This window comes from Vibrio sp. Of7-15 (genome assembly GCF_022347565.1).
Lineage (GTDB): Bacteria > Pseudomonadota > Gammaproteobacteria > Enterobacterales > Vibrionaceae > NORP241.
In genome coordinates this window covers 141,413-159,551 of record NZ_JAKRGH010000002.1, presented here as the reverse complement: position 1 = coordinate 159,551, position 18,139 = coordinate 141,413, and the positions used below count along the sequence as shown (strand labels likewise).

Annotated in this window: 16 protein-coding genes and 2 tRNA genes; 10 read left to right on the top strand and 8 right to left on the bottom strand. The window is 42.3% G+C overall.

Annotated elements, in window-relative coordinates; genetic code table 11:
• Window positions 1-12: 12 nt before the first annotated feature.
• Together MHO82_RS03285 and yejK are read right to left on the bottom strand one after the other, a co-directional pair.
• Window positions 13-1,611, bottom strand: a complete 1,599-nt coding sequence (locus tag MHO82_RS03285; protein WP_239182422.1) for an Hpt domain-containing protein — start codon at window positions 1,609-1,611, stop codon at window positions 13-15.
• A gap of 136 nt (window positions 1,612-1,747) precedes the next feature.
• Window positions 1,748-2,761 (bottom strand): nucleoid-associated protein YejK, encoded by a 1,014-nt coding sequence (yejK, locus tag MHO82_RS03280; protein ID WP_239182421.1) that lies wholly within the window; start codon window positions 2,759-2,761, stop codon window positions 1,748-1,750.
• A 77-nt stretch (window positions 2,762-2,838) separates the two neighbouring features.
• Between yejK and MHO82_RS03275 the strand changes: the two genes are divergently transcribed.
• The 4 genes from MHO82_RS03275 to MHO82_RS03260 all read left to right on the top strand — a co-directional run bounded on the left by MHO82_RS03275 (window position 2,839) and on the right by MHO82_RS03260 (window position 5,393).
• Window positions 2,839-3,066 carry a YejL family protein gene (locus MHO82_RS03275; protein ID WP_239182420.1) on the top strand — a complete coding sequence of 76 codons (228 nt, stop codon included), beginning with the start codon at window positions 2,839-2,841 and terminating at the stop codon, window positions 3,064-3,066.
• A gap of 40 nt (window positions 3,067-3,106) precedes the next feature.
• A complete protein-coding gene (locus tag MHO82_RS03270) occupies window positions 3,107-4,942 on the top strand; it encodes a DUF3413 domain-containing protein (RefSeq protein ID WP_239182419.1) in 1,836 nt (611 codons plus the stop codon).
• A 134-nt stretch (window positions 4,943-5,076) separates the two neighbouring features.
• A tRNA-Pro gene (locus MHO82_RS03265) sits at window positions 5,077-5,153 on the top strand.
• 149 nt (window positions 5,154-5,302) lie between these two features.
• A tRNA-Ser gene (locus MHO82_RS03260) sits at window positions 5,303-5,393 on the top strand.
• A 48-nt stretch (window positions 5,394-5,441) separates the two neighbouring features.
• Here MHO82_RS03260 and MHO82_RS03255 read toward each other — a convergent pair.
• Window positions 5,442-5,951 carry a hypothetical protein gene (locus tag MHO82_RS03255; RefSeq protein WP_239182418.1) on the bottom strand — a complete coding sequence of 170 codons (510 nt, stop codon included), beginning with the start codon at window positions 5,949-5,951 and terminating at the stop codon, window positions 5,442-5,444.
• A gap of 158 nt (window positions 5,952-6,109) precedes the next feature.
• On the opposite strand from MHO82_RS03255, the gene MHO82_RS25740 reads away from it, so the two are divergent.
• Together MHO82_RS25740 and MHO82_RS03250 are read left to right on the top strand one after the other, a co-directional pair.
• Entirely contained in the window at window positions 6,110-6,232 is a 123-nt protein-coding gene (locus tag MHO82_RS25740; RefSeq protein WP_275440480.1) for a hypothetical protein, read from the top strand.
• 64 nt (window positions 6,233-6,296) lie between these two features.
• Window positions 6,297-6,989, top strand: coding sequence for an SDR family oxidoreductase (locus tag MHO82_RS03250; RefSeq protein ID WP_239182417.1), 693 nt, complete (start codon window positions 6,297-6,299; stop codon window positions 6,987-6,989).
• A 25-nt stretch (window positions 6,990-7,014) separates the two neighbouring features.
• Here the strand turns inward: MHO82_RS03250 and MHO82_RS03245 are convergent, their stop codons facing one another.
• The 3 genes from MHO82_RS03245 to MHO82_RS03235 all read right to left on the bottom strand — a co-directional run bounded on the left by MHO82_RS03245 (window position 7,015) and on the right by MHO82_RS03235 (window position 11,764).
• Window positions 7,015-8,991 (bottom strand): DNA topoisomerase III, encoded by a 1,977-nt coding sequence (locus MHO82_RS03245; protein ID WP_239182416.1) that lies wholly within the window; start codon window positions 8,989-8,991, stop codon window positions 7,015-7,017.
• A 100-nt stretch (window positions 8,992-9,091) separates the two neighbouring features.
• Window positions 9,092-9,640, bottom strand: coding sequence for an NAD(P)H nitroreductase (locus tag MHO82_RS03240; protein WP_239182415.1), 549 nt, complete (start codon window positions 9,638-9,640; stop codon window positions 9,092-9,094).
• Between the two features lie 114 nt (window positions 9,641-9,754).
• Entirely contained in the window at window positions 9,755-11,764 is a 2,010-nt protein-coding gene (locus MHO82_RS03235; RefSeq protein WP_239182414.1) for an NADPH-dependent 2,4-dienoyl-CoA reductase, read from the bottom strand.
• Window positions 11,765-11,924: 160 nt separating this feature from the next.
• On the opposite strand from MHO82_RS03235, the gene sppA reads away from it, so the two are divergent.
• On the top strand, window positions 11,925-13,772 hold the full coding sequence (gene sppA / locus MHO82_RS03230; protein ID WP_239182413.1) for a signal peptide peptidase SppA: 1,848 nt from the start codon (window positions 11,925-11,927) through the stop codon (window positions 13,770-13,772).
• A 90-nt stretch (window positions 13,773-13,862) separates the two neighbouring features.
• Window positions 13,863-14,873 carry an asparaginase gene (ansA, locus tag MHO82_RS03225; protein WP_239182412.1) on the top strand — a complete coding sequence of 337 codons (1,011 nt, stop codon included), beginning with the start codon at window positions 13,863-13,865 and terminating at the stop codon, window positions 14,871-14,873.
• Window positions 14,874-14,942: 69 nt separating this feature from the next.
• On the opposite strand, the gene MHO82_RS03220 is transcribed toward ansA, so the two are convergent.
• Entirely contained in the window at window positions 14,943-15,227 is a 285-nt protein-coding gene (locus MHO82_RS03220; RefSeq protein ID WP_239182411.1) for a DUF1315 family protein, read from the bottom strand.
• A gap of 199 nt (window positions 15,228-15,426) precedes the next feature.
• Between MHO82_RS03220 and MHO82_RS03215 the strand changes: the two genes are divergently transcribed.
• A complete protein-coding gene (locus MHO82_RS03215; RefSeq protein WP_239182410.1) occupies window positions 15,427-16,263 on the top strand; it encodes a DUF2989 domain-containing protein in 837 nt (278 codons plus the stop codon).
• An 87-nt stretch (window positions 16,264-16,350) separates the two neighbouring features.
• Here MHO82_RS03215 and msrB read toward each other — a convergent pair whose 3' ends face one another.
• Window positions 16,351-16,785: a peptide-methionine (R)-S-oxide reductase MsrB gene (gene msrB / locus MHO82_RS03210; protein WP_239182409.1), complete on the bottom strand. Its 435-nt coding sequence runs from the start codon at window positions 16,783-16,785 to the stop codon at window positions 16,351-16,353.
• Window positions 16,786-17,119: 334 nt separating this feature from the next.
• Here msrB and gap point away from each other — a divergent pair, with 334 nt between their 5' ends.
• Window positions 17,120-18,115, top strand: a complete 996-nt coding sequence (gene gap, locus MHO82_RS03205) for a type I glyceraldehyde-3-phosphate dehydrogenase (RefSeq protein ID WP_239182408.1) — start codon at window positions 17,120-17,122, stop codon at window positions 18,113-18,115.
• The last annotated feature ends 24 nt before the right edge of the window (window positions 18,116-18,139 follow it).

Genomic DNA, 18,139 nt, shown 5'->3' with positions numbered 1-18,139 from the left:
AACCTACATCCTTTATACCGTTGAGTTATTAGACGTTTGTGCCTCCAAAAATGTCATTACCCCTGCAGACGTTTCAGACAGTTGGTGTGCCAATTCATCTAATACCGCTTGTTCTGGTACACCACCTGATTTCAAGGTTTTCTCGGCTAGCTCTGATTGTTTTTTCAACCCTTCAGCGCCAATACTGCCAGCCACACCTTTTAAGCTATGAGCAATGCGGGTCGCAATTTCAGACTCATTATTCCGAATGGCTTCAGCAAGTTTTTTATCATCATTACTATGGTCTTGAATAAAGATTTCAAGCAACATAATGACTGATTCTAAATCGCCTCCCATGCACTCCATCATATAATCTAAGCAAAAATAGCTGCCATCTTGGCCTAGTGGAGTTACTAAATCATCCACAGTTTCTTTGTCAATTACCGAAATATCCAACTCTGTGGAAGTCAGTGGCTCTGGCTCATTAGCTTCTGAATGGGTAGGCTCTTGAGGTAAACTATTTACACTATTATCAAAATCAAATGAAAGTGAATGAGTTGGCTCGTTTTTTTGAAGTTCTTCACTATTTTTTAAACCAATGACTTCATTACTGTTCAAATTAGCCTGATTCTCTGACACAGAAGTCACCATCTCAGGCCAAGGCAAAACCTCTTCATTCGGTTCACGGTCTTTTGAACTTGAGGTGACAGCACCATTTTCATCAGCCGAGTTTTTATTTTCATTCGTGCCCTGAACAGCTTCAGTTCCTTCTTGTACTAGCTGATGTAAAATACGTATACGCGCAACCAACATTCCCCCGATCAACAGGGCTACACCTAAAATAATGCTGATCATGTATTTGTAATATTGAGCAGAAAAGTGCTCAAGCAACGTTAAAAACTGCTCTGCTTCACTATTGGTGGGGTGTTCTAATAAATCATTTATCGCCATTTGAAATTGGCTATATCGAGCGAGTAACGGGGCTAATGTATGCAGCAACTTCTCTACGGTCTGTTGTTCTTCTCTAGGTAGCTGAGACGCCAACCCTAATAGATCATCCATAATGTAGTAATATCCCTGCTCGGTTTCCGTTGCCTGCGGAAGGTTACTGCCCCCTCCTAAAGATGAAAATAGATAACTGTACAACCTCAGATAAATCGCTTTGGCTGCATCACTTTTGTCTTGGTTTGCTAAAGAGCTATTAATAACTTGTGCAAGCTGATTAATACTGGTTCGACTTGCAAGAAGCTGATCGAGCTGCTCTGAAAAAAGTTTACTGGTAAAAATAAACTGCTCTGTGCGCGGTTTAAAAACAAATGGGATATCCACGTTATTCACGGCCAATAATGCTGCGTCAAACTGCTGCGCATACTGCTCAACCTGCTGCGTATTTTGAGAGTGAATGGAACTTGAAAAAGACAACGATTGAGTAACTCCTGCAATGGAGGATTGTAGCTGCCTCACATTCTCTTTTAAGATGGTCACTTGACTATTTTGGTAAGATAAAAATGAAAGAGCAGCGCCGCCCAATAACACCAAAACAGCAATAAAAATAATAGTCTGCCGCTCGAAAAAGGGGACACGAGTTTCATTCTGCTCTAACGTTATGCTTTTGTCATCATGACGAACCATTTTCACCTCTCCATAGCTAATAGCACACCTTCCCTAACTGTAGTGAACTACTCTTTATTATGCGACTTAAGTTGCCTATTTTTATATACATTATTTAATAAAAAAATAGCGCCTTCTACGGGCGCTATTTTTCACTCTAATCGTCACTCGATAAACGACGCGTCAACTGCTCTCTCAAATTTGGAGGCGTACCTTTAATGGTTAACGTGTCTGTTTCCGCATCGTAAAACACACGCTCCCCCAACAGAAGACTATCAAAATTCACCGATAATCCACCACCAGCACCAACGAACTTAGTCAACTTTCTCAATGAGGTTCGATCCGCAGGGAAGCTTTCTTCAAGTTCATACCCTTGCTGAGTCGCAAACTGATGGAAATCAGAGCCATCATCACTTGATGGTAATTCACCGGACAGCTCTTTCACCGTGACTTCTTCGCCCGATTGCAGCTGACCGTTGCAGTAATCATACACTTGCTTACGGTAAGTCTGTTTCTCTTCTTTATCCAAACGAGAATCGGCACAGTAATCTTCCACGGCCTGCATTAACACCAAGTTTTGCTGCTTACTGTCCATGCCCACTTCCGCTTGCATAAAGTCTAAGAAGAAGTCAGCCACTTTACGTCCTACGCGCCCTTTAATATAAGTCAGGTAACGGTTGGACTCGCTGTCCGTTTCCCATGTCGACAAGTCAACTCGTGCCGCGATGTCCATTTTGCTGATATCTAGATAGTCAGTCGCACTAATATCCAACTGCTCAGTGACTTTCATGCTTTGGCTTGATGACAATAAACCAACAAATAGATATTCCGTCGCCAACGACTGATACTCAGCGATGATCAAAATTCCTGCTTCCGCAAACGGGTATTTCACCAACTCTTGCTTTAAGCGCTCTGCCGACTGATTGGAGAAATCAATAAAAGGCAGTTCAGATTTACGAAGGCTTTTAAGCCATGAACCGAATTCACTGTCGTCTTTAAAAGTACCAAATCCTTTGCCACCTTTTGCACTAAATACACGGTGCAATTCAGAAACTAAATGCTCTGTGGATGTGTCATTCTCAAGCGTTTGTTTTCTAAGATGAACTTCTAATTCATCTTGGTCATTTTTGACAAGTTGGTGCAAAATAACGTTAGAAAGGGTAAGACTCATAATGGAAAAGGTTTTTAGTTGTCGTTAATAGTAGGTTATCATAGGTCGCTTTCACTATCATTAATTCAAAACATCCTATGCCAATTACATCAAAATACAGTAACGAAAAAATTGAACAAATGCTGGCCGAAGTGGTCAACGTTTTAGACAAACATGAAGCATCTGCCGATCTATCTCTAATGATTGTTGGAAATATTGCAACCAACATCTTAAATCAAGAAATTCCAGCTTCACAACGTAAAGTAATTGCTGAAAAATTTACTCAAGCCCTATTATCTTCAGTAAACGAACCAGCTAAACACTAAGTATTCTTGGTTCTTAGGCTCACAACATAAGAAAAAATAAATGGTCGATAGCGGAAATTCATACGGCGACAAAGTATCTCGTTTAATTAGCTGGGGACATTGGTTCAGTTTCTTCAACATCATTGCTGCGATGTTGATCGGTACTCGCTATATTATTCAATCAGAATGGCCTGAAACTTTTTTAGGGCAGCTGTATCTTGCATTGAGCTGGATCGGCCATTTCGGATTCCTTGTTTTTGCGCTTTATATTCTGATTTTATTCCCAATCAGTTTTATTATTCCTTCACAGAGGTTGATGAGACTTGTTGGTGTCTTAGTCGGAACAACGGGTATGACAGTCTTATTACTGGATACCCAAGCTTATGAAAGCATTCACCTTCACCTAAGTCCTTTGGTTTGGGAGCTGTTACTCAGTGGTGAAAAAACGGAAATGAATGCTCAATGGCAATATTTATTTATTGTCGTGCCGATCATCTTCTTGCTCCAGCTCCTTCTGTCCGAATGGGTTTGGAAACAATTAAGAAAAATATCTCATAAGCACATTGGTAAGCCTCTATCGATCATCTTTTTTGTTTGTTTCGTATCAAGCCACCTTATCCATATTTGGGCCGATGCAAACTTATATCGTCCAATTACAGCCCAACGTGCGAACTTCCCACTGTCTTACCCTATGACAGCAAAGTCCTTTATGGAAAAGCACGGTTTATTAGATAAAAAAGAATATCAACGTTTAAGAGAAAGCCAAGGCGCTGAAAGTAGCGAGATCATCCGCTACCCTATCGAGCCACTTTCTTTTAAAGACCAAGGTAAGAAGTACAACCTAATGATGGTAATGGTGGATGGCTTACGCAGCGATATGCTTGCCAGTCAAACTATGCCAAATCTGATGGGCTTTGCCAAAAACAGCATTAACTATCGCCAACATTACAGTGCCAGTAATGACATGATTGGTGTCTTCGGCCTGTTTTATGGTTTACCCGGCGGCTATGCAGATAGCATTCGGGCCGACGGTTCTCCCCCGATTTTATTAAGCACATTAGAAAAACGCGGTTATAACTTCGGGCTATTCAGCGGCAATAATTTCTCTGATCCACTGTATTATCAAGCTATTTTTACTCAGCCGGAAGCTGCATCTTCACAATCGGAAGAAAATGGAGTTGCTCCAAGCGATGAGCAGGCTATTGCAAATTGGCAGACATGGTTGAGCCAGCAAAACAGCTCAACACCTTGGTTCAGCTACATTGAGCTGGACTCAGTAACACACTATGAGGATTCAGCAGAGCTACCTGAACAATTTTTACCTGCTGAACAAAACCCAGCGGCCATGCTTACTGCTAGCTACAAAAACTCAACCTACTACGTTGATGGATTACTAGCGACAATTTTTGACTCACTTGAAAGCAGCGAGCAATTAGATAACACCATTATTATTGTCACCTCCAATCACGGTATGGAATTTAATGAAACCAATACCAATAGTTGGGGGAACAACAGTAATTACAGCCGCTACCAATTACAGGTGCCTTTAATCATTCGTTGGCCTAACCAAACACCAGATGTAGTTCTGCACAAAACAAGCCATTTAGATATTGTGCCGACCTTGATGGAAAATCTATTAAGTGTAAATTCTCCAAGTAATGACTACAGTAGTGGTGTGAACTTATTTGATCCAAAAGTAAAACGTAATTGGTTACTCGCTGGAGACAGTCGTGAGATTGTTTTAATCACAGATGAGCAAACAACTGTGATTGATAAATTTGGTAATTACAAAGTCTATAACCAAGAATACCAACGAGATAAAAGCGCAAAGCCCAAGCTATCGTTATTAATGCAAGGGCTGTCAGAACTTAAACGTTTCTATCACCCTGAAGATTAAATAATAAAGAGCAGCGACATCGCTGCTCTTTTTGTATATAAAGTCGTCGAAAAATCAATAATATAATAGTTCGGGTCACATTTTTTATGATTACCGTTGACTAGGCCCCTAGCTGCACAATACCATCCCATTATCGGTTTGTAGCGCAGCTTGGTAGCGCACTGTCATGGGGTGTCAGGGGTCGCTGGTTCAAATCCAGTCAAACCGACCATATTCAATAGCCAGTCATTTAAATACTGGCTAGATTTGTTTATTGAAACATTATTAATAAATAAGTCACGCTAAACGCTCAAAAAAAGAGCAAACAGTCATATCAGGGCTTTACAAGTTTTTTAAGGCTCGCTATTATTCGCCCCGTACGGAGAGATGGCTGAGTGGTCGAAAGCACCGGTCTTGAAAACCGGCATACGTTTGTAGCGTATCTAGGGTTCAAATCCCTATCTCTCCGCCACATTGTAAGGCTTGCAGAAATGCAAGCCTTTTTCGTATATGTCGGTTTTTAATTTAGTAGCTTTGCAACGGTTCCATTTTCTAGTAAAGCTGCCACTAACTGCTTCGCTTCTTCATCACCTGATTTATCTATCGCTTCAATCAGATTAGCCACCGTTAGAGTTTCTTTCTTATCCATATTCACACTAAAGCTGTCTAATGCTGAACTTAAAGAAGCACTACTTAGCGGATCAAAAGCTGAAGCCTGCACACCTAACGATGTGGTTGCCAGCGCTGCTGGGCGTTTAGGTGAAACCACGGCATCACTATTAACAGGCTGCGCTGTGATCATTAATAGACATTCGCTCATCTCCAATGAAGGGCGCTCTTCTAAATCCACAACTTGTAGCACAATTTTCTGATGCCCTTCCAAAGCAATCACTTCATCGCCAACACTCAGAGGAGACTCACCTTCTGGTACCGTAATTCGTAGCCTTTTCCCTTGGCGTAAGCCTTTGTATTCTTGTCCATCAATTAAAAAAGTATCACGTTTTGCTAATTTACTGGCCGAGTTAAGCATGGGATCATTCTGTCCATCATATTAAGTAATCGCCCATTGTAAGTAAAAAACTCTTAAACATGAAACAAACCCAACGAATGATAATAATTACTAATTGCATTTAAATGAAAAGATATTACACTCGTCTCAATCAAAAGCTCAAATGGAATAGAGTAACCATGACAGGGAAAAAGACGGCAATCATCATTTCTGGCGCTCTTTTTGGTGCATTTAGCGCTGCGGTGATGATGTTTGGTATCGGGTTATGCAGCTGGCTATTTATTCGGTGGGTGCTCAGTTAGACTGTTCTTTTATTTAAAAATCACTACACTGCTTGTTATTCTCCTATCAGTACTCATCTAAGTCATGAAAACATTATTCATTACCGGAGCAAATAGAGGAATCGGGCTAGCTTTAACCCAACTCTATTTAAAAAGCGGCTGGCAAGTTCACGCTACCTGCCGTAATACACTCTTGGCAGAAAACCTAACAGCCTTAACTCAAACTTTTCATAAGCTCACCGTTCACGAGCTTGATGTCACTGACTACGCTGCGGTAGATTCTCTCGCTCAACAACTAAAAGAATTTTCCATTGATATCTTATTCAATAATGCTGGCTACTATGGCCCGAAAGGCTACGGCTTTGGGCATACGAATGTGGAAGAATGGCGTCAAGTACTGGAAGTCAATACCATTGCGCCACTGAAACTAGCAGAAGCTTTTCACACACATGTACAAAACAGCCATGAAAAGATCATTGCTTGCATGTCTTCCCGCGTTGGCAGCATGACAGACAACACCAGTGGTGGTGGCTATATTTACCGCTCCTCTAAAGCGGCATTAAACTCTGTGGTAAAAAGTCTCAGCAATGATTTAACCGAAAAAGGCATTACAGCAGTCGCTCTACACCCAGGTTGGGTGCAAACAGAAATGGGTGGTAACAATGCTCTCATTTCAACAGAAGAGTCGGCCGCAGGATTAAAAGCAGTACTGGATAACATGACTCTTAATCAATCCGGCCATTTCTATAATTATCAGGGTAAAGAGCTACCCTGGTAAGTAAACCAAAACAGGCAAGAGCTTCTTAACTGCTTTTCTTTTTACGTGTACCGCTAGCGCTACCCTTTTTATAATTGGATCGGCGCTTCTTATAAGCAGGTTTTCCTGTCGACTTTAATGCTCGCAACGATTCAGGCACAGCACTTTGCTGTACATTTTCCATCATTTTACTCACGCTAGACTCAAGAGAAGACATAAACGGAGCGTATGAACAGGTCTTTTCCGCCATTCCCTGAAGTTGATGCTCCCAATTCGCGGTCATATCTGGGTAAGTAGCCTCATTAGGAAGTGCATAAATGAGCCCTCTTCCCGCTTCACTGCCATGAATACTTTTCCCTTGTCTGGTTAACAGTTGGCGCTTAAATAACGTATCTAAAATCCCTGCACGTGTAGCCTCTGTTCCTAGCCCATCGGTTTCTTTTAAAATTTTCTTAAGATCTTTATTTTCCACAAAACGGGCAATCCCTGTCATGGCTTGCAGCAATGTTGCTTCAGTAAAATGCTTCGGAGGCTCTGTCATCTTATCCTTAATGTCACCTTCTCGGCACGTCAGCACTTCGCCCTTATTCAATGGCGGTACTTTGTCAGCTAAATCGTTATCATCACCTTTTTTATCTTGCCCTAATAAAGCTCGCCAACCAGCACTCATTAACTGACGACCTTTAGCCGAAAAACGCCCACCCGCAATATCAAACACCAATTTCGCATCAGCATAAATGGCAGCCGGGTAAAATTGCATTAAGTATTGACGTGCAATTAACTGGTAAACTTTCGCGTCATTGCCTGATATGCCAGATCCAGAAACCTGCTTTGGAGTTGGGATAATAGCGTGGTGAGCATCGACTTTTTTATCATTCCATGCTTTCGATTTTCTAGCTACATCAGCACCTAAGCACGCTTGAGATAAACTTTGATCGTTATGCCCAATCGCCTTACATATGTCCCCCGCTTGCTTAAAATGATCAACAGGTAAGTAACGACAATCCGAGCGAGGATAAGTAATGAGCTTATATTTTTCATACAAAGCCTGACAGCAATTCAACACTTCTTGAGCACTTAAACCAAAACGTTTAGCAGCATCAATTTGTAATAACGATAACGAATAGGGCAAAGGAGGCGACTGCTTAGATTCTTTACGTTCTGCCTCTATGACTTCTGCAGGCTGGTTTTGAATACGGCTCGCGACATTTTCGACCAATTTACGGTTTAGTACTCTCCCCTCTTCGTCTTGCCATGGCCTACACGCTTCACTTGGTTGCCACTTTGCTCGAATATCAAAGGCTTTCCCTTGATTCAGCCCGCTATTTTGATAAGGGATTAGCGCATCTAGTGTAAAATACGCTTTAGGAACAAAGTTATTAATTTCATCATCACGACGTACAACCAAGCCCAAGACAGGTGTTTGTACCCGGCCCACCGACAAAACGCCTTGGTAGCCTCCTTTTTGCCCTAATAAGGTATAGGCACGGGTCATGTTCATTCCATACAGCCAATCGGCTCTAGAACGAGCGAGCGCGGAAACCGACAAAGGAATAAAATCTTGGTTACTGCGCATTTGGTTTAACGCTCTTTTGACTGCTGACAAGTTCAAGTCACTGATCAATAAACGTTGTACTTGGCTTTTTTTGGCTTTCGATAGTTTCAAATAATCGAGTACTTCATCCACCAGTAGCTGGCCTTCACGATCAGGGTCGCCGGCATGCACAACTTCATCAGCCTGCTTTAATAGCTTTTTGATCACCGTAAGCTGTTTGCTTGAGGACTTTCTCGGGCGAAGTTGCCACTGCTCAGGAATGATGGGTAAATCATGCATCTTCCAGCTTTTATACTTATCGTCATAGACATCTGGCTCAACTTGCTCAAGCAGATGGCCAATACACCACGTCACAATATCGCCGTTTGCCACACGAATAAAACCTTGCTCATTTTTATGAGGACGAGGAAGTGCAGCCGCAATAGCGCGACCTAAACTGGGTTTTTCTGCAATATAAAGGCGGGACATGCTGGTGATTTACCACTATTCAATCTAAATAATGGCCTACTTTACACCAAGGTAAAAACCACCAGCAATAAAAACTGTATAAATAAACAGTTAGATTAACTTATAAATACTCAACAAACTTACCAAGATCGCGTTCGTGTACTTTCGCAGCATTACACCCTGGAGTGCCTAGGTACAGGAAACCAACGATTTCATCATCGCCTGTTACATTCAACGCTTCACGAACTGCTGCATGGTACGCCCATTTACCCGTGCGCCAAAAGCCGCTAAAGCCTTGAGCAACGGCCGCCATCTGCATTGCTTGGACAGCACAACCAGCTGACAAGTGTTGCTCTAAAACAGGAACTTTATCGTGCGCAGTTACATTCGCAACTACGGTGATCACCATTGGTGCGCGATGAGGGGCATTTTTCGCTTTTGTTACTACCGCTTCTTCTGCACCATCAGCTTTTGCTGCGTTTTCCAGCACAGTGCCTAACTTATCTAAACCCGCGCCTTCAGCAATAATAAAACGCCATGGCGTTAACCCTGCGTGATCAGGGGCACGCAGCCCTGCACGAAGAATATTTTCCAGCACTTCACCAGCAGGAGCAGGCGCTTCCAAACGTGGTAAAGAGCGACGATTTAATAAAAGATCTAAAGCATCCATTTCAAATTCCTAAATACGTATTATTCTTAACAAGATAGCACAGAACAGTTAAGAAAAAATCCTACCAATTATTAGGGTTATCAGTGAGATGCTTAGATCGATATAAACAGCAACTTATAATCGAGCAGCAAGCTCCACACCATTACGAATGGCGCGTTTGGCATCAAGCTCCCCAGCTAATTCTGCACCACCAATCACATGTACACTCAGATTAGAGTCCGCAAGCTTTTCAACTAAGGTATTCACCGATGTTTGCCCAGCACATAACACGATATGATCCGCATCCAATACCCGTGATTGACCTTCTACCGTAATATGCAAACCTTGATCATCAATCTTGTCGTAACTCACGCCGCCAAGTAGCTCTACACCACGTTTCTCCAACGTCTTTTTGTGGATCCACCCCGTTGTTTTCCCCGGGCCTTTACCTACTTTCCCAGGCTTACGTTGCATTACCCACACCTGACGCTGGCTAATGTACTCTTCATGAGGGAATAAACCACCAGCATGTTCTATGCTCTTATCGATGCCCCAGTCTTGTAACCAACCATCTAACGTTTGGTTTTCGGGCTCTGTCAGCATTGTGGCGACATCGATACCAATACCACCAGCACCGATCACTGCGACTTTATTTCCAAGTGCCACCTGATCACGAATTAAAGTCTGATAATCGATGACTTTAGGGTGTTCGGCTCCAGGTATAGCAGGAATTCGTGGTTGCACCCCAGTTGCTATCACAATTTCGTCATAGCCTTCTAAAAGCTCTGGAGTTGCTGCCGTTGAAAGTTTCAGGTTCACGCCTGTTTGCTCTATACGGCGACTAAAATATCGCACCGTTTCTTTAAACTCTTCTTTACCTGGAATTTGCATCGCAAGGTTAAACTGGCCACCGATGTGATCACGTTGCTCATACAAATCCACTTCTAGGCCACGCTCAGCCGCCGCCGTTGCACACGCAAGACCAGCAGGGCCAGCACCAATCACAGCGACTTTACGGCCTTTTTCCGCAGCCGTCAGAACCAACTCCGTTTCATAACACGCTTGTGGGTTTACCAAGCAGCTGGCTCGCTTCCCTTTAAACACATGGTCTAAACACGCCTGATTACACGCAATACAGGTATTAATATCATCGGCTTTATCTTGCTCTGCTTTCAAAACAAAATCAGGGTCTGCCAAAAACGGGCGCGCCATAGAAACCATGTCTGCTTGACCAGATGCAATAATGTCTTCACCAACTTGCGGAGTATTAATTCGGTTACAGCTCACTAAAGGAATAGAGACTTCACTTTTCAGTTTTTCTGTTACCCAGCTAAATGCTGCTCTTGGCACCTGTGTCGCAATGGTTGGAACACGGGCTTCATGCCAGCCAATGCCCGTATTTAAAATCGTTACACCCGCTTTTTCTAATTCCTTCGCAAGCAAAACCACTTCTTCATGGGTACTGCCTTGCTCAACTAGATCCAGCATCGATAAACGGAACACAATAATAAAATCACGTCCAACCCGCTCTCGAACGGCTTTTACAATCTCAATAGGAAAGCGCATACGATTTTCATAACTACCGCCCCACTGATCATAACGAGAATTAGAACGAGCACAGATGAACTGATTGATCAGATAGCCTTCAGAGCCCATCAGCTCTACGCCATCGTAGCCCGCTTCGCGCGCTAACTCAGAGCTTTTCGCAAACGCATTAATGGTTTTTTTAATTTGGCGTTCACTCATTTCACTTGGTGTAAAACGAGAGATCGGCGAGCGCACCCCGGAAGCACTTACCGCAAATGGATGCATTGCATAACGACCAGCATGAAGTAACTGAAGGGCAATTTTTCCCCCTTCATCATGCACTGCTTTGGTAATGGTCTTGTGTGCACGAGCCGCACGGGATGAACTAAATTCCGCACTAAACGGATGAAGTCGCCCACGAAAGTTTGGCGAAAATCCCCCCGTAACAATCAACCCAACACCGCCCCGAGCACGAGCAGCATAAAAAGCCGATAACTTTTTAAAGCCATCTTTTGATTCTTCTAATCCAGTGTGCATGGAGCCCATCAGTACTCGGTTACGTAAACTAGTAAAACCAAGATCAAGAGGCGCCAACAAATTTGAGTATGCGTCAGCCATAGCATCCATTCTTTTTTTATTGTGGTCTGACCAGAGTATTTCATCTAACGACACTTTTCAAACATTCGTTTACAAAAATGCAACATTACGCATTATCAAGTGTCATTCATGCCTGAGTTCGAGTAGGATAAACACATTGTTTTATGTAATAGGATTGTTCATGAAAGGACTGTTCAGACTGATTGGCAAGTTATTTAAAGGAATGTGGACCCTCATCTCGTTCACCCGACAATTAGTCTTAAATTTATTTTTCTTCGCGATAATTGGAGGGATCTTTTTTGCTCTTCAAACCGATGATGCGCCACCTCAGGTAACAACAAAATCAGCCTTGCTTCTTGATCTACGCGGCCCAATTGTGGAGCAACGTACCTATATTGATCCTATTGAAAAAATTACTGGTGATGCTCTCGGACAAAAGAGGCCAGCAGAAAATGTCTTATTCGATATCGTAGACAGCATTCGCCAAGCTTCTAACGACGCAAAAATTACGGGCTTAGTTCTGAACTTAAAAGACATGTCCGAAACAAACTTAACAAAGCTTCGTTACATTGCTAAGGCCATAAATGAGTTCAAAGCGGCAGGTAAGCCAGTGTACGCCATTGGCGATTATTACAGCCAAAGCCAATATTATCTTGCCAGTTACGCGGATAAGATCATGATGTCACCCGATGGTGCAGTCATGCTGCAAGGATATGGCACCTATCGTCTTTACTATAAAGACTTACTCGATAAATTGGATGTCTCTACCCATGTATTTAGAGTCGGTACGTATAAATCATTTGTCGAGCCTTATCTGCGCAATAACATGTCTGATGAAGCAAAAAAATCTGCTTCAGCATGGTTAACACAACTGTGGGGCGCGTACGTTGATGATGTGGCCCATAATCGTCAAATCACCGCATCCGCGCTGTCACCTAACATGGATGAATTCCTAACATCCCTGAAAGCTGTAAACGGTGACTTAGGTCAACTCACCTTGAACATGGGTCTTGTTGACCAACTCAGTACTCGTCAACAAACTCGCCATGAGCTGGTTGAACACTTTGGTAGCGATGGAGACGACAGCTTTAACGCTGTTAGCTACTATGATTACTTAGCCACGTTACGCCCACACATTCAACCTCAAGCTAACGATATTGCTATCGTGGTTGCTAGCGGTGCTATTTTAGATGGTAATCAACAACAAGGCACAATAGGTGGGGACTCCACTGCTGCTCTACTTCGCCAAGCAAGGCTTGATGATAAAATCAAAGCAGTAGTATTACGTGTTGACAGCCCTGGTGGCAGCGCTTTTGCCTCAGAAGTCATTCGGAATGAGATTGCTGCATTAAAAGAATCAGGTAAACCTGTTGTGGTATCCATGTCCAGTATTGCAGCCTCTGGTGGTTATTGGATTTCGCTAAGTGCCGATAAGATCTTAGCGCAACCAACCACGTTAACGGGATCGATTGGGATCTTTGGTATCCTAACGACCTTCGAAAAAGGTTTAGCTCGTTTGGGCATCAATAGCGATGGTGTTGGTACCACCCCGTTCTCAGGTGTTGGGTTAACCCGTGGCCTTTCAGATGGCGTATCGGAAGCTATGCAACTGGGTATCGAACACGGTTATCAACGCTTTATTGGTTTAGTCAGCAAACATCGTAATATTAGCCTTGAACAAGCCGATAATGCCGCTCAAGGCCGAGTTTGGACAGGTCAAGATGCACTTAAACTAGGGCTTATTGATCAACTTGGTGATTTCGATGATGCTGTAGCGGTTGCTGCAAAGCTTGCTAATTTAGAAACCTACAACTTATTTTGGGTTGAAGAGCCACTTTCTCCTGCTGAAGAGATTTTACAGCAGCTAACTGGCGAGCTGAACATCACGGTTAATTCAAGCTTACTCCCTGAATTAACAACAGTTTTGCAACCAGCGGTATCCGAACTGGTAACGGACATCTCCATTTTAAATAACTTTAATGATCCAAAGGGACAATACGCATTCTGCTTAAATTGCACTAACTTTTAAAAGTTTGATCAGCCCGGCACTCGTCGGGCTTCCTTTCCCTTCCTCCCTACGTATAATGCCTTCACAAACCATGAACTCTGTACCGTTGTTATGGAAAGAAAACATATCTACATCGCCTACACAGGCGGCACCATTGGCATGCTTAAGTCAGATCACGGCTATGTTCCTGCGTCAGGATTCATGCAGCATCAGCTTAAACAAATGCCAGAATTTCATCGTGCAGAAATGCCTATTTTTACAATTCACGAATACGAGCCATTAATTGACTCTTCAGACATGACGCCACTGGATTGGCAGCGCATTGCTGACGACATTCGTGCAAATTACGATAAATACGATGGATTTGTTATTCTACATGGTACGGACACCATGGCTTATACCGCATCAGCGCTCTCATTTATGCTAGAAAATTTGAGCAAGCCTGTGATTGTAACAGGCTCTCAAATCCCACTGGCCGAGCTGCGTTCAGATGGTCAAAGCAACTTGCTCAATGCTCTACACATTGCTGCAAATTATCCGATTAATGAAGTAACGTTGTTTTTTAACAATAAATTAATCCGTGGTAATCGAAGCACAAAATCCCATGCTGATGGCTTCGACGCTTTTAGCTCACCAAATCTAACACCATTGCTGGAAGCTGGAATTAACATCCAAATTAATGGTGTAGAGGTAAATCAAAAGCCAGAAGGAGACTTCAAGGTTCATGATATTACGCCACAACCAATTGGCGTGGTTACCATGTACCCAGGGATCTCTCACGAAGTGATTCGAAACACCCTGCGACAACCGGTTAAGGCTATGATTTTACTTACTTTTGGTGTAGGTAATGCTCCACAAAATCCAGAGCTGCTTGCGCAATTAAAAGAAGCATCTGATCGTGGTGTAGTGGTAGTAAACTTAACCCAATGCCTAGCGGGTAAAGTAAATATGGGCGGTTACGCAACAGGCTGTGCTTTAGCTGATGCTGGTGTGATCAGTGGTTACGATATGACTCCTGAAGCTGCACTCGCAAAACTGCATTTCTTATTAAGCCAAGATCTTCCATACGAATCAATTCGTACCATGATGCAGCAGAATTTACGTGGTGAATTAACACATTAATTCTACCCGTATAAAAACAAGAGCCCTATAACCTACGGCTCTTGTTTTATCTTTCAGTTCAAGTGTTTACTATAAATCAGACTCGCTCACCCGAACAATATCCACTTCTTTTGCACTAAACTGCTTTTTTAGCTCTGCTTTTGATTTAAAACTGATCTCACCGCCCGCAGCAATAGTCATATGCTGTGCTTCAGTATTATGACGAGATTGATATAACATCACAGCCTGCATGCATGAACTTCTTTGCTCTTGAGACAATGCGCTACCATCTGGCCATTTACCTGTTTCAACGGCATAACTTAAGCGCTCGTACACTTCTGGGGTCATTGTATTTAACAGATGCTCAATATCCACTAACATTCCACCATTTATGGGTTACATTAAGGGAAACATAACTTTTCGCTAAGGTTAGTCAAGCTTATGCCGAAAAATAAGAGTCTGCGATCACAACTCATTACAATGCAAAACTTGTCCTACTAATCCAATGACTAGGCAAGCTTATGCTAATAGTTATAACAAGAGCATAAAATTAAGCTCATACTAGGGAAATATTATGATCAATAAGCCCGCAATCAAGTTTATTGCGCTTGCAACGATTGTTTTACCGCTATTAAGTGGCTGCTTTGAAAAAAGGATCACGACAGCTCAATTGTGTGAAGATCACGAAGCTCTCAACTGCTCAGAGCTAAATTTACGTGATAGCCAATGTCGAATTCAAAGAACCAATTTAATCTGGCAGCGCTTTGAAGTTCTTAAAGAGGGAACCGATCTAAATAAACTTGAAGAACTAAAGTTTGTTGAAGACTATCAAAAGTGTTTAGATTTATCGGCACGAATCGAGCCCATTCAAGGCAAAGAAGTAAAAAGCCTTCGCTCCACGGCCTTATTGCATACCTACGATGAACAAGAACGCTTACAAGAAGAGCTTAAAAACTCTGAGGAAGTTAACGTTCTTTATTATCGCTGGAGTCAAGGTGACAACGAGGCAAGACGACAATTTTTACGATTAGAAGGCACAGGAAAACTCCAAACCGCTGAGATGCAATTCGCGCTTGCGACTTTCTATGCAACACGAGACAGCGAAAAAACCATTACCTTGCTTCATCGTAGCCTTGAATTAACTGAAGCTGATAGCGTCAAGCCCGAAGTAATCAAGTCATTAGCGAGTATTAACCAAAAAGAAGGCAGCAAGCAACGTGCTTATTTATGGGCACTAGTAGGTAAAGAATTTGATCTTCCTATTGCATCTGAATCGCAACTTAGTTTGCTGTATAACTTCAATGATGAACAAAAAATTCAACTGGCTAATCATGCAGATACCATTGCTGAAGCCATTAAAGAAGGGGAATTTAAACGCAGTTTATTACCCAAAGAAATTGCGACTAACTAAAGTGCCTGATTTATGACGCATTTATAAATAATCATTTAGTGCGTTTCAGCAATGGAACGCACTAAAATAGTAACAAACCAACATTACCTAGGCAGAATCACTGTCATTTTTACTGGAATTGTTGAAAACTAACGACACAGAATTGACACAATAGCGCTCCCCTGTGGTTTTCGGCCCATCAGGAAAAACATGCCCTAAGTGGCTATCACAAGCAGTACATCGAATCTCAGTTCTACGCATTCCATGACTATTATCTTCAATATACCTTACTGCCGAGTCATCAATCGGCGCATCAAAGCTTGGCCATCCGCAGCCAGAATCGTATTTATTTTCAGAAGAAAATAGCGCAGCTTGACAGCAAGTACAAAAATACACACCACTTTCTTTATTATGCAGTAACTTTCCAGAGAAAGGTGCTTCGGTACCATGCTCACGGCAAACCAAATATTCTTCATTTGTCAGTGTTTTACGCCAATAGTCGTCGCTTTTAATGACCTTTTTAGTTTCTGATTTATTTTTCATAATTTTCCATTTTTAGGCTTTTTTATATCTTATTTTGAGTCAAAAGTTGCCTATTTGTAAATCTGTAGCACATACTTCTCAATCATAAAATAGTGAAATTAACAAAAAGTAAGACACTTAACCTGACTCATTATGTAGTAATCTGTCACCAAGTGTTCAGAATCCAATCGACTACGACACAAAACGTACACTTGTTGTTAGGGATGTTAAAAAATTCCACCGTTTTTTTGACTTTGAACAATTTAAGTTCGTTTTTTACTTGCAGGCAGGCTCAGGATTCTGTAATTTTACTACCAGTTATCTTTAAACAGAAATTAAGTTGTGGAGCAACATAATGACTATCAAAGTAGGTATTAACGGTTTTGGCCGTATTGGACGTTTCGTTTTCCGTGCATCTGTAGAACGTGACGATATTGAAGTTGTTGGTATCAACGACCTTATCGACGTTGAATACATGGCTTACATGCTTAAGTATGACTCAACTCACGGCCGTTTCAACGGTACTGTTGAAGTTGAAGGCGGTAACCTAATCGTTAACGGTAAGACTGTACGTGTTACTGCTGAGCGTAACCCAGCTGACCTTAAGTGGGGCGAAATCGGTGTTGACGTTGTTGCTGAAGCAACTGGTATCTTCCTAACTGACGAAACTGCTCGTCAACACATCGAAGCTGGTGCTAAGAAAGTTGTTCTAACTGGCCCATCTAAAGACGCAACTCCAATGTTCGTAATGGGTGTTAACCACGAAACTTACGCTGGTCAAGACATCGTATCTAACGCATCTTGTACTACTAACTGTCTAGCTCCTATCGCTAAAGTTCTTAACGACAAGTGGGGCATCGAGTCTGGTCTAATGACTACAGTTCACGCAACTACAGCGACTCAAAAAACTGTAGATGGTCCTTCTGCTAAAGATTGGCGTGGTGGTCGTGGTGCTTCTCAAAACATCATCCCATCTTCAACTGGTGCTGCTAAAGCAGTAGGCGTTGTTCTTCCAGAACTAAACGGCAAACTAACTGGTATGGCTTTCCGCGTACCAACTGCTAACGTTTCTGTTGTTGACCTAACTGTTAACCTTAAAGAAGCTGCTTCATACGAAGAAATCTGTGCTGCGATGAAAGCTGCTTCAGAAGGCGAAATGGCTGGCGTTCTTGGTTACACAGAAGACCAAGTTGTTTCTCAAGACTTCATCGGTGAAGTTCAAACTTCAGTATTCGATGCAGCAGCTGGTGTTGCTCTAACTGACAAATTCGTTAAAGTTGTATCTTGGTACGACAACGAAATCGGTTACTCAAACAAGGTTCTTGACCTTGCTGCACACATCTCTAAGTAATTATTACTTGAGCTGTAAAGCATA

Bases quoted from the DNA above. Each gene is read 5' to 3' on its own strand.
- MHO82_RS03255 (WP_239182418.1), bottom strand. From the start codon at position 5,951: ATGCTTAACTCGGCCAGTAAATTAGCAAAACGTGATACTTTTTTAATT.
- MHO82_RS03270 (WP_239182419.1), top strand. From the start codon at position 3,107: ATGGTCGATAGCGGAAATTCATACGGCGACAAAGTATCTCGTTTAATT.
- gap (WP_239182408.1), top strand. From the start codon at position 17,120: ATGACTATCAAAGTAGGTATTAACGGTTTTGGCCGTATTGGACGTTTC.
- yejK (WP_239182421.1), bottom strand. From the start codon at position 2,761: ATGAGTCTTACCCTTTCTAACGTTATTTTGCACCAACTTGTCAAAAAT.
- MHO82_RS03235 (WP_239182414.1), bottom strand. From the start codon at position 11,764: ATGGCTGACGCATACTCAAATTTGTTGGCGCCTCTTGATCTTGGTTTT.
- MHO82_RS03240 (WP_239182415.1), bottom strand. From the start codon at position 9,640: ATGGATGCTTTAGATCTTTTATTAAATCGTCGCTCTTTACCACGTTTG.
- msrB (WP_239182409.1), bottom strand. From the start codon at position 16,785: ATGAAAAATAAATCAGAAACTAAAAAGGTCATTAAAAGCGACGACTAT.
- MHO82_RS03215 (WP_239182410.1), top strand. From the start codon at position 15,427: ATGATCAATAAGCCCGCAATCAAGTTTATTGCGCTTGCAACGATTGTT.
- MHO82_RS03275 (WP_239182420.1), top strand. From the start codon at position 2,839: ATGCCAATTACATCAAAATACAGTAACGAAAAAATTGAACAAATGCTG.
- MHO82_RS03250 (WP_239182417.1), top strand. From the start codon at position 6,297: ATGAAAACATTATTCATTACCGGAGCAAATAGAGGAATCGGGCTAGCT.
- MHO82_RS03285 (WP_239182422.1), bottom strand. From the start codon at position 1,611: ATGGTTCGTCATGATGACAAAAGCATAACGTTAGAGCAGAATGAAACT.
- MHO82_RS25740 (WP_275440480.1), top strand. From the start codon at position 6,110: ATGACAGGGAAAAAGACGGCAATCATCATTTCTGGCGCTCTTTTTGGT.
- MHO82_RS03245 (WP_239182416.1), bottom strand. From the start codon at position 8,991: ATGTCCCGCCTTTATATTGCAGAAAAACCCAGTTTAGGTCGCGCTATT.
- ansA (WP_239182412.1), top strand. From the start codon at position 13,863: ATGGAAAGAAAACATATCTACATCGCCTACACAGGCGGCACCATTGGC.
- sppA (WP_239182413.1), top strand. From the start codon at position 11,925: ATGAAAGGACTGTTCAGACTGATTGGCAAGTTATTTAAAGGAATGTGG.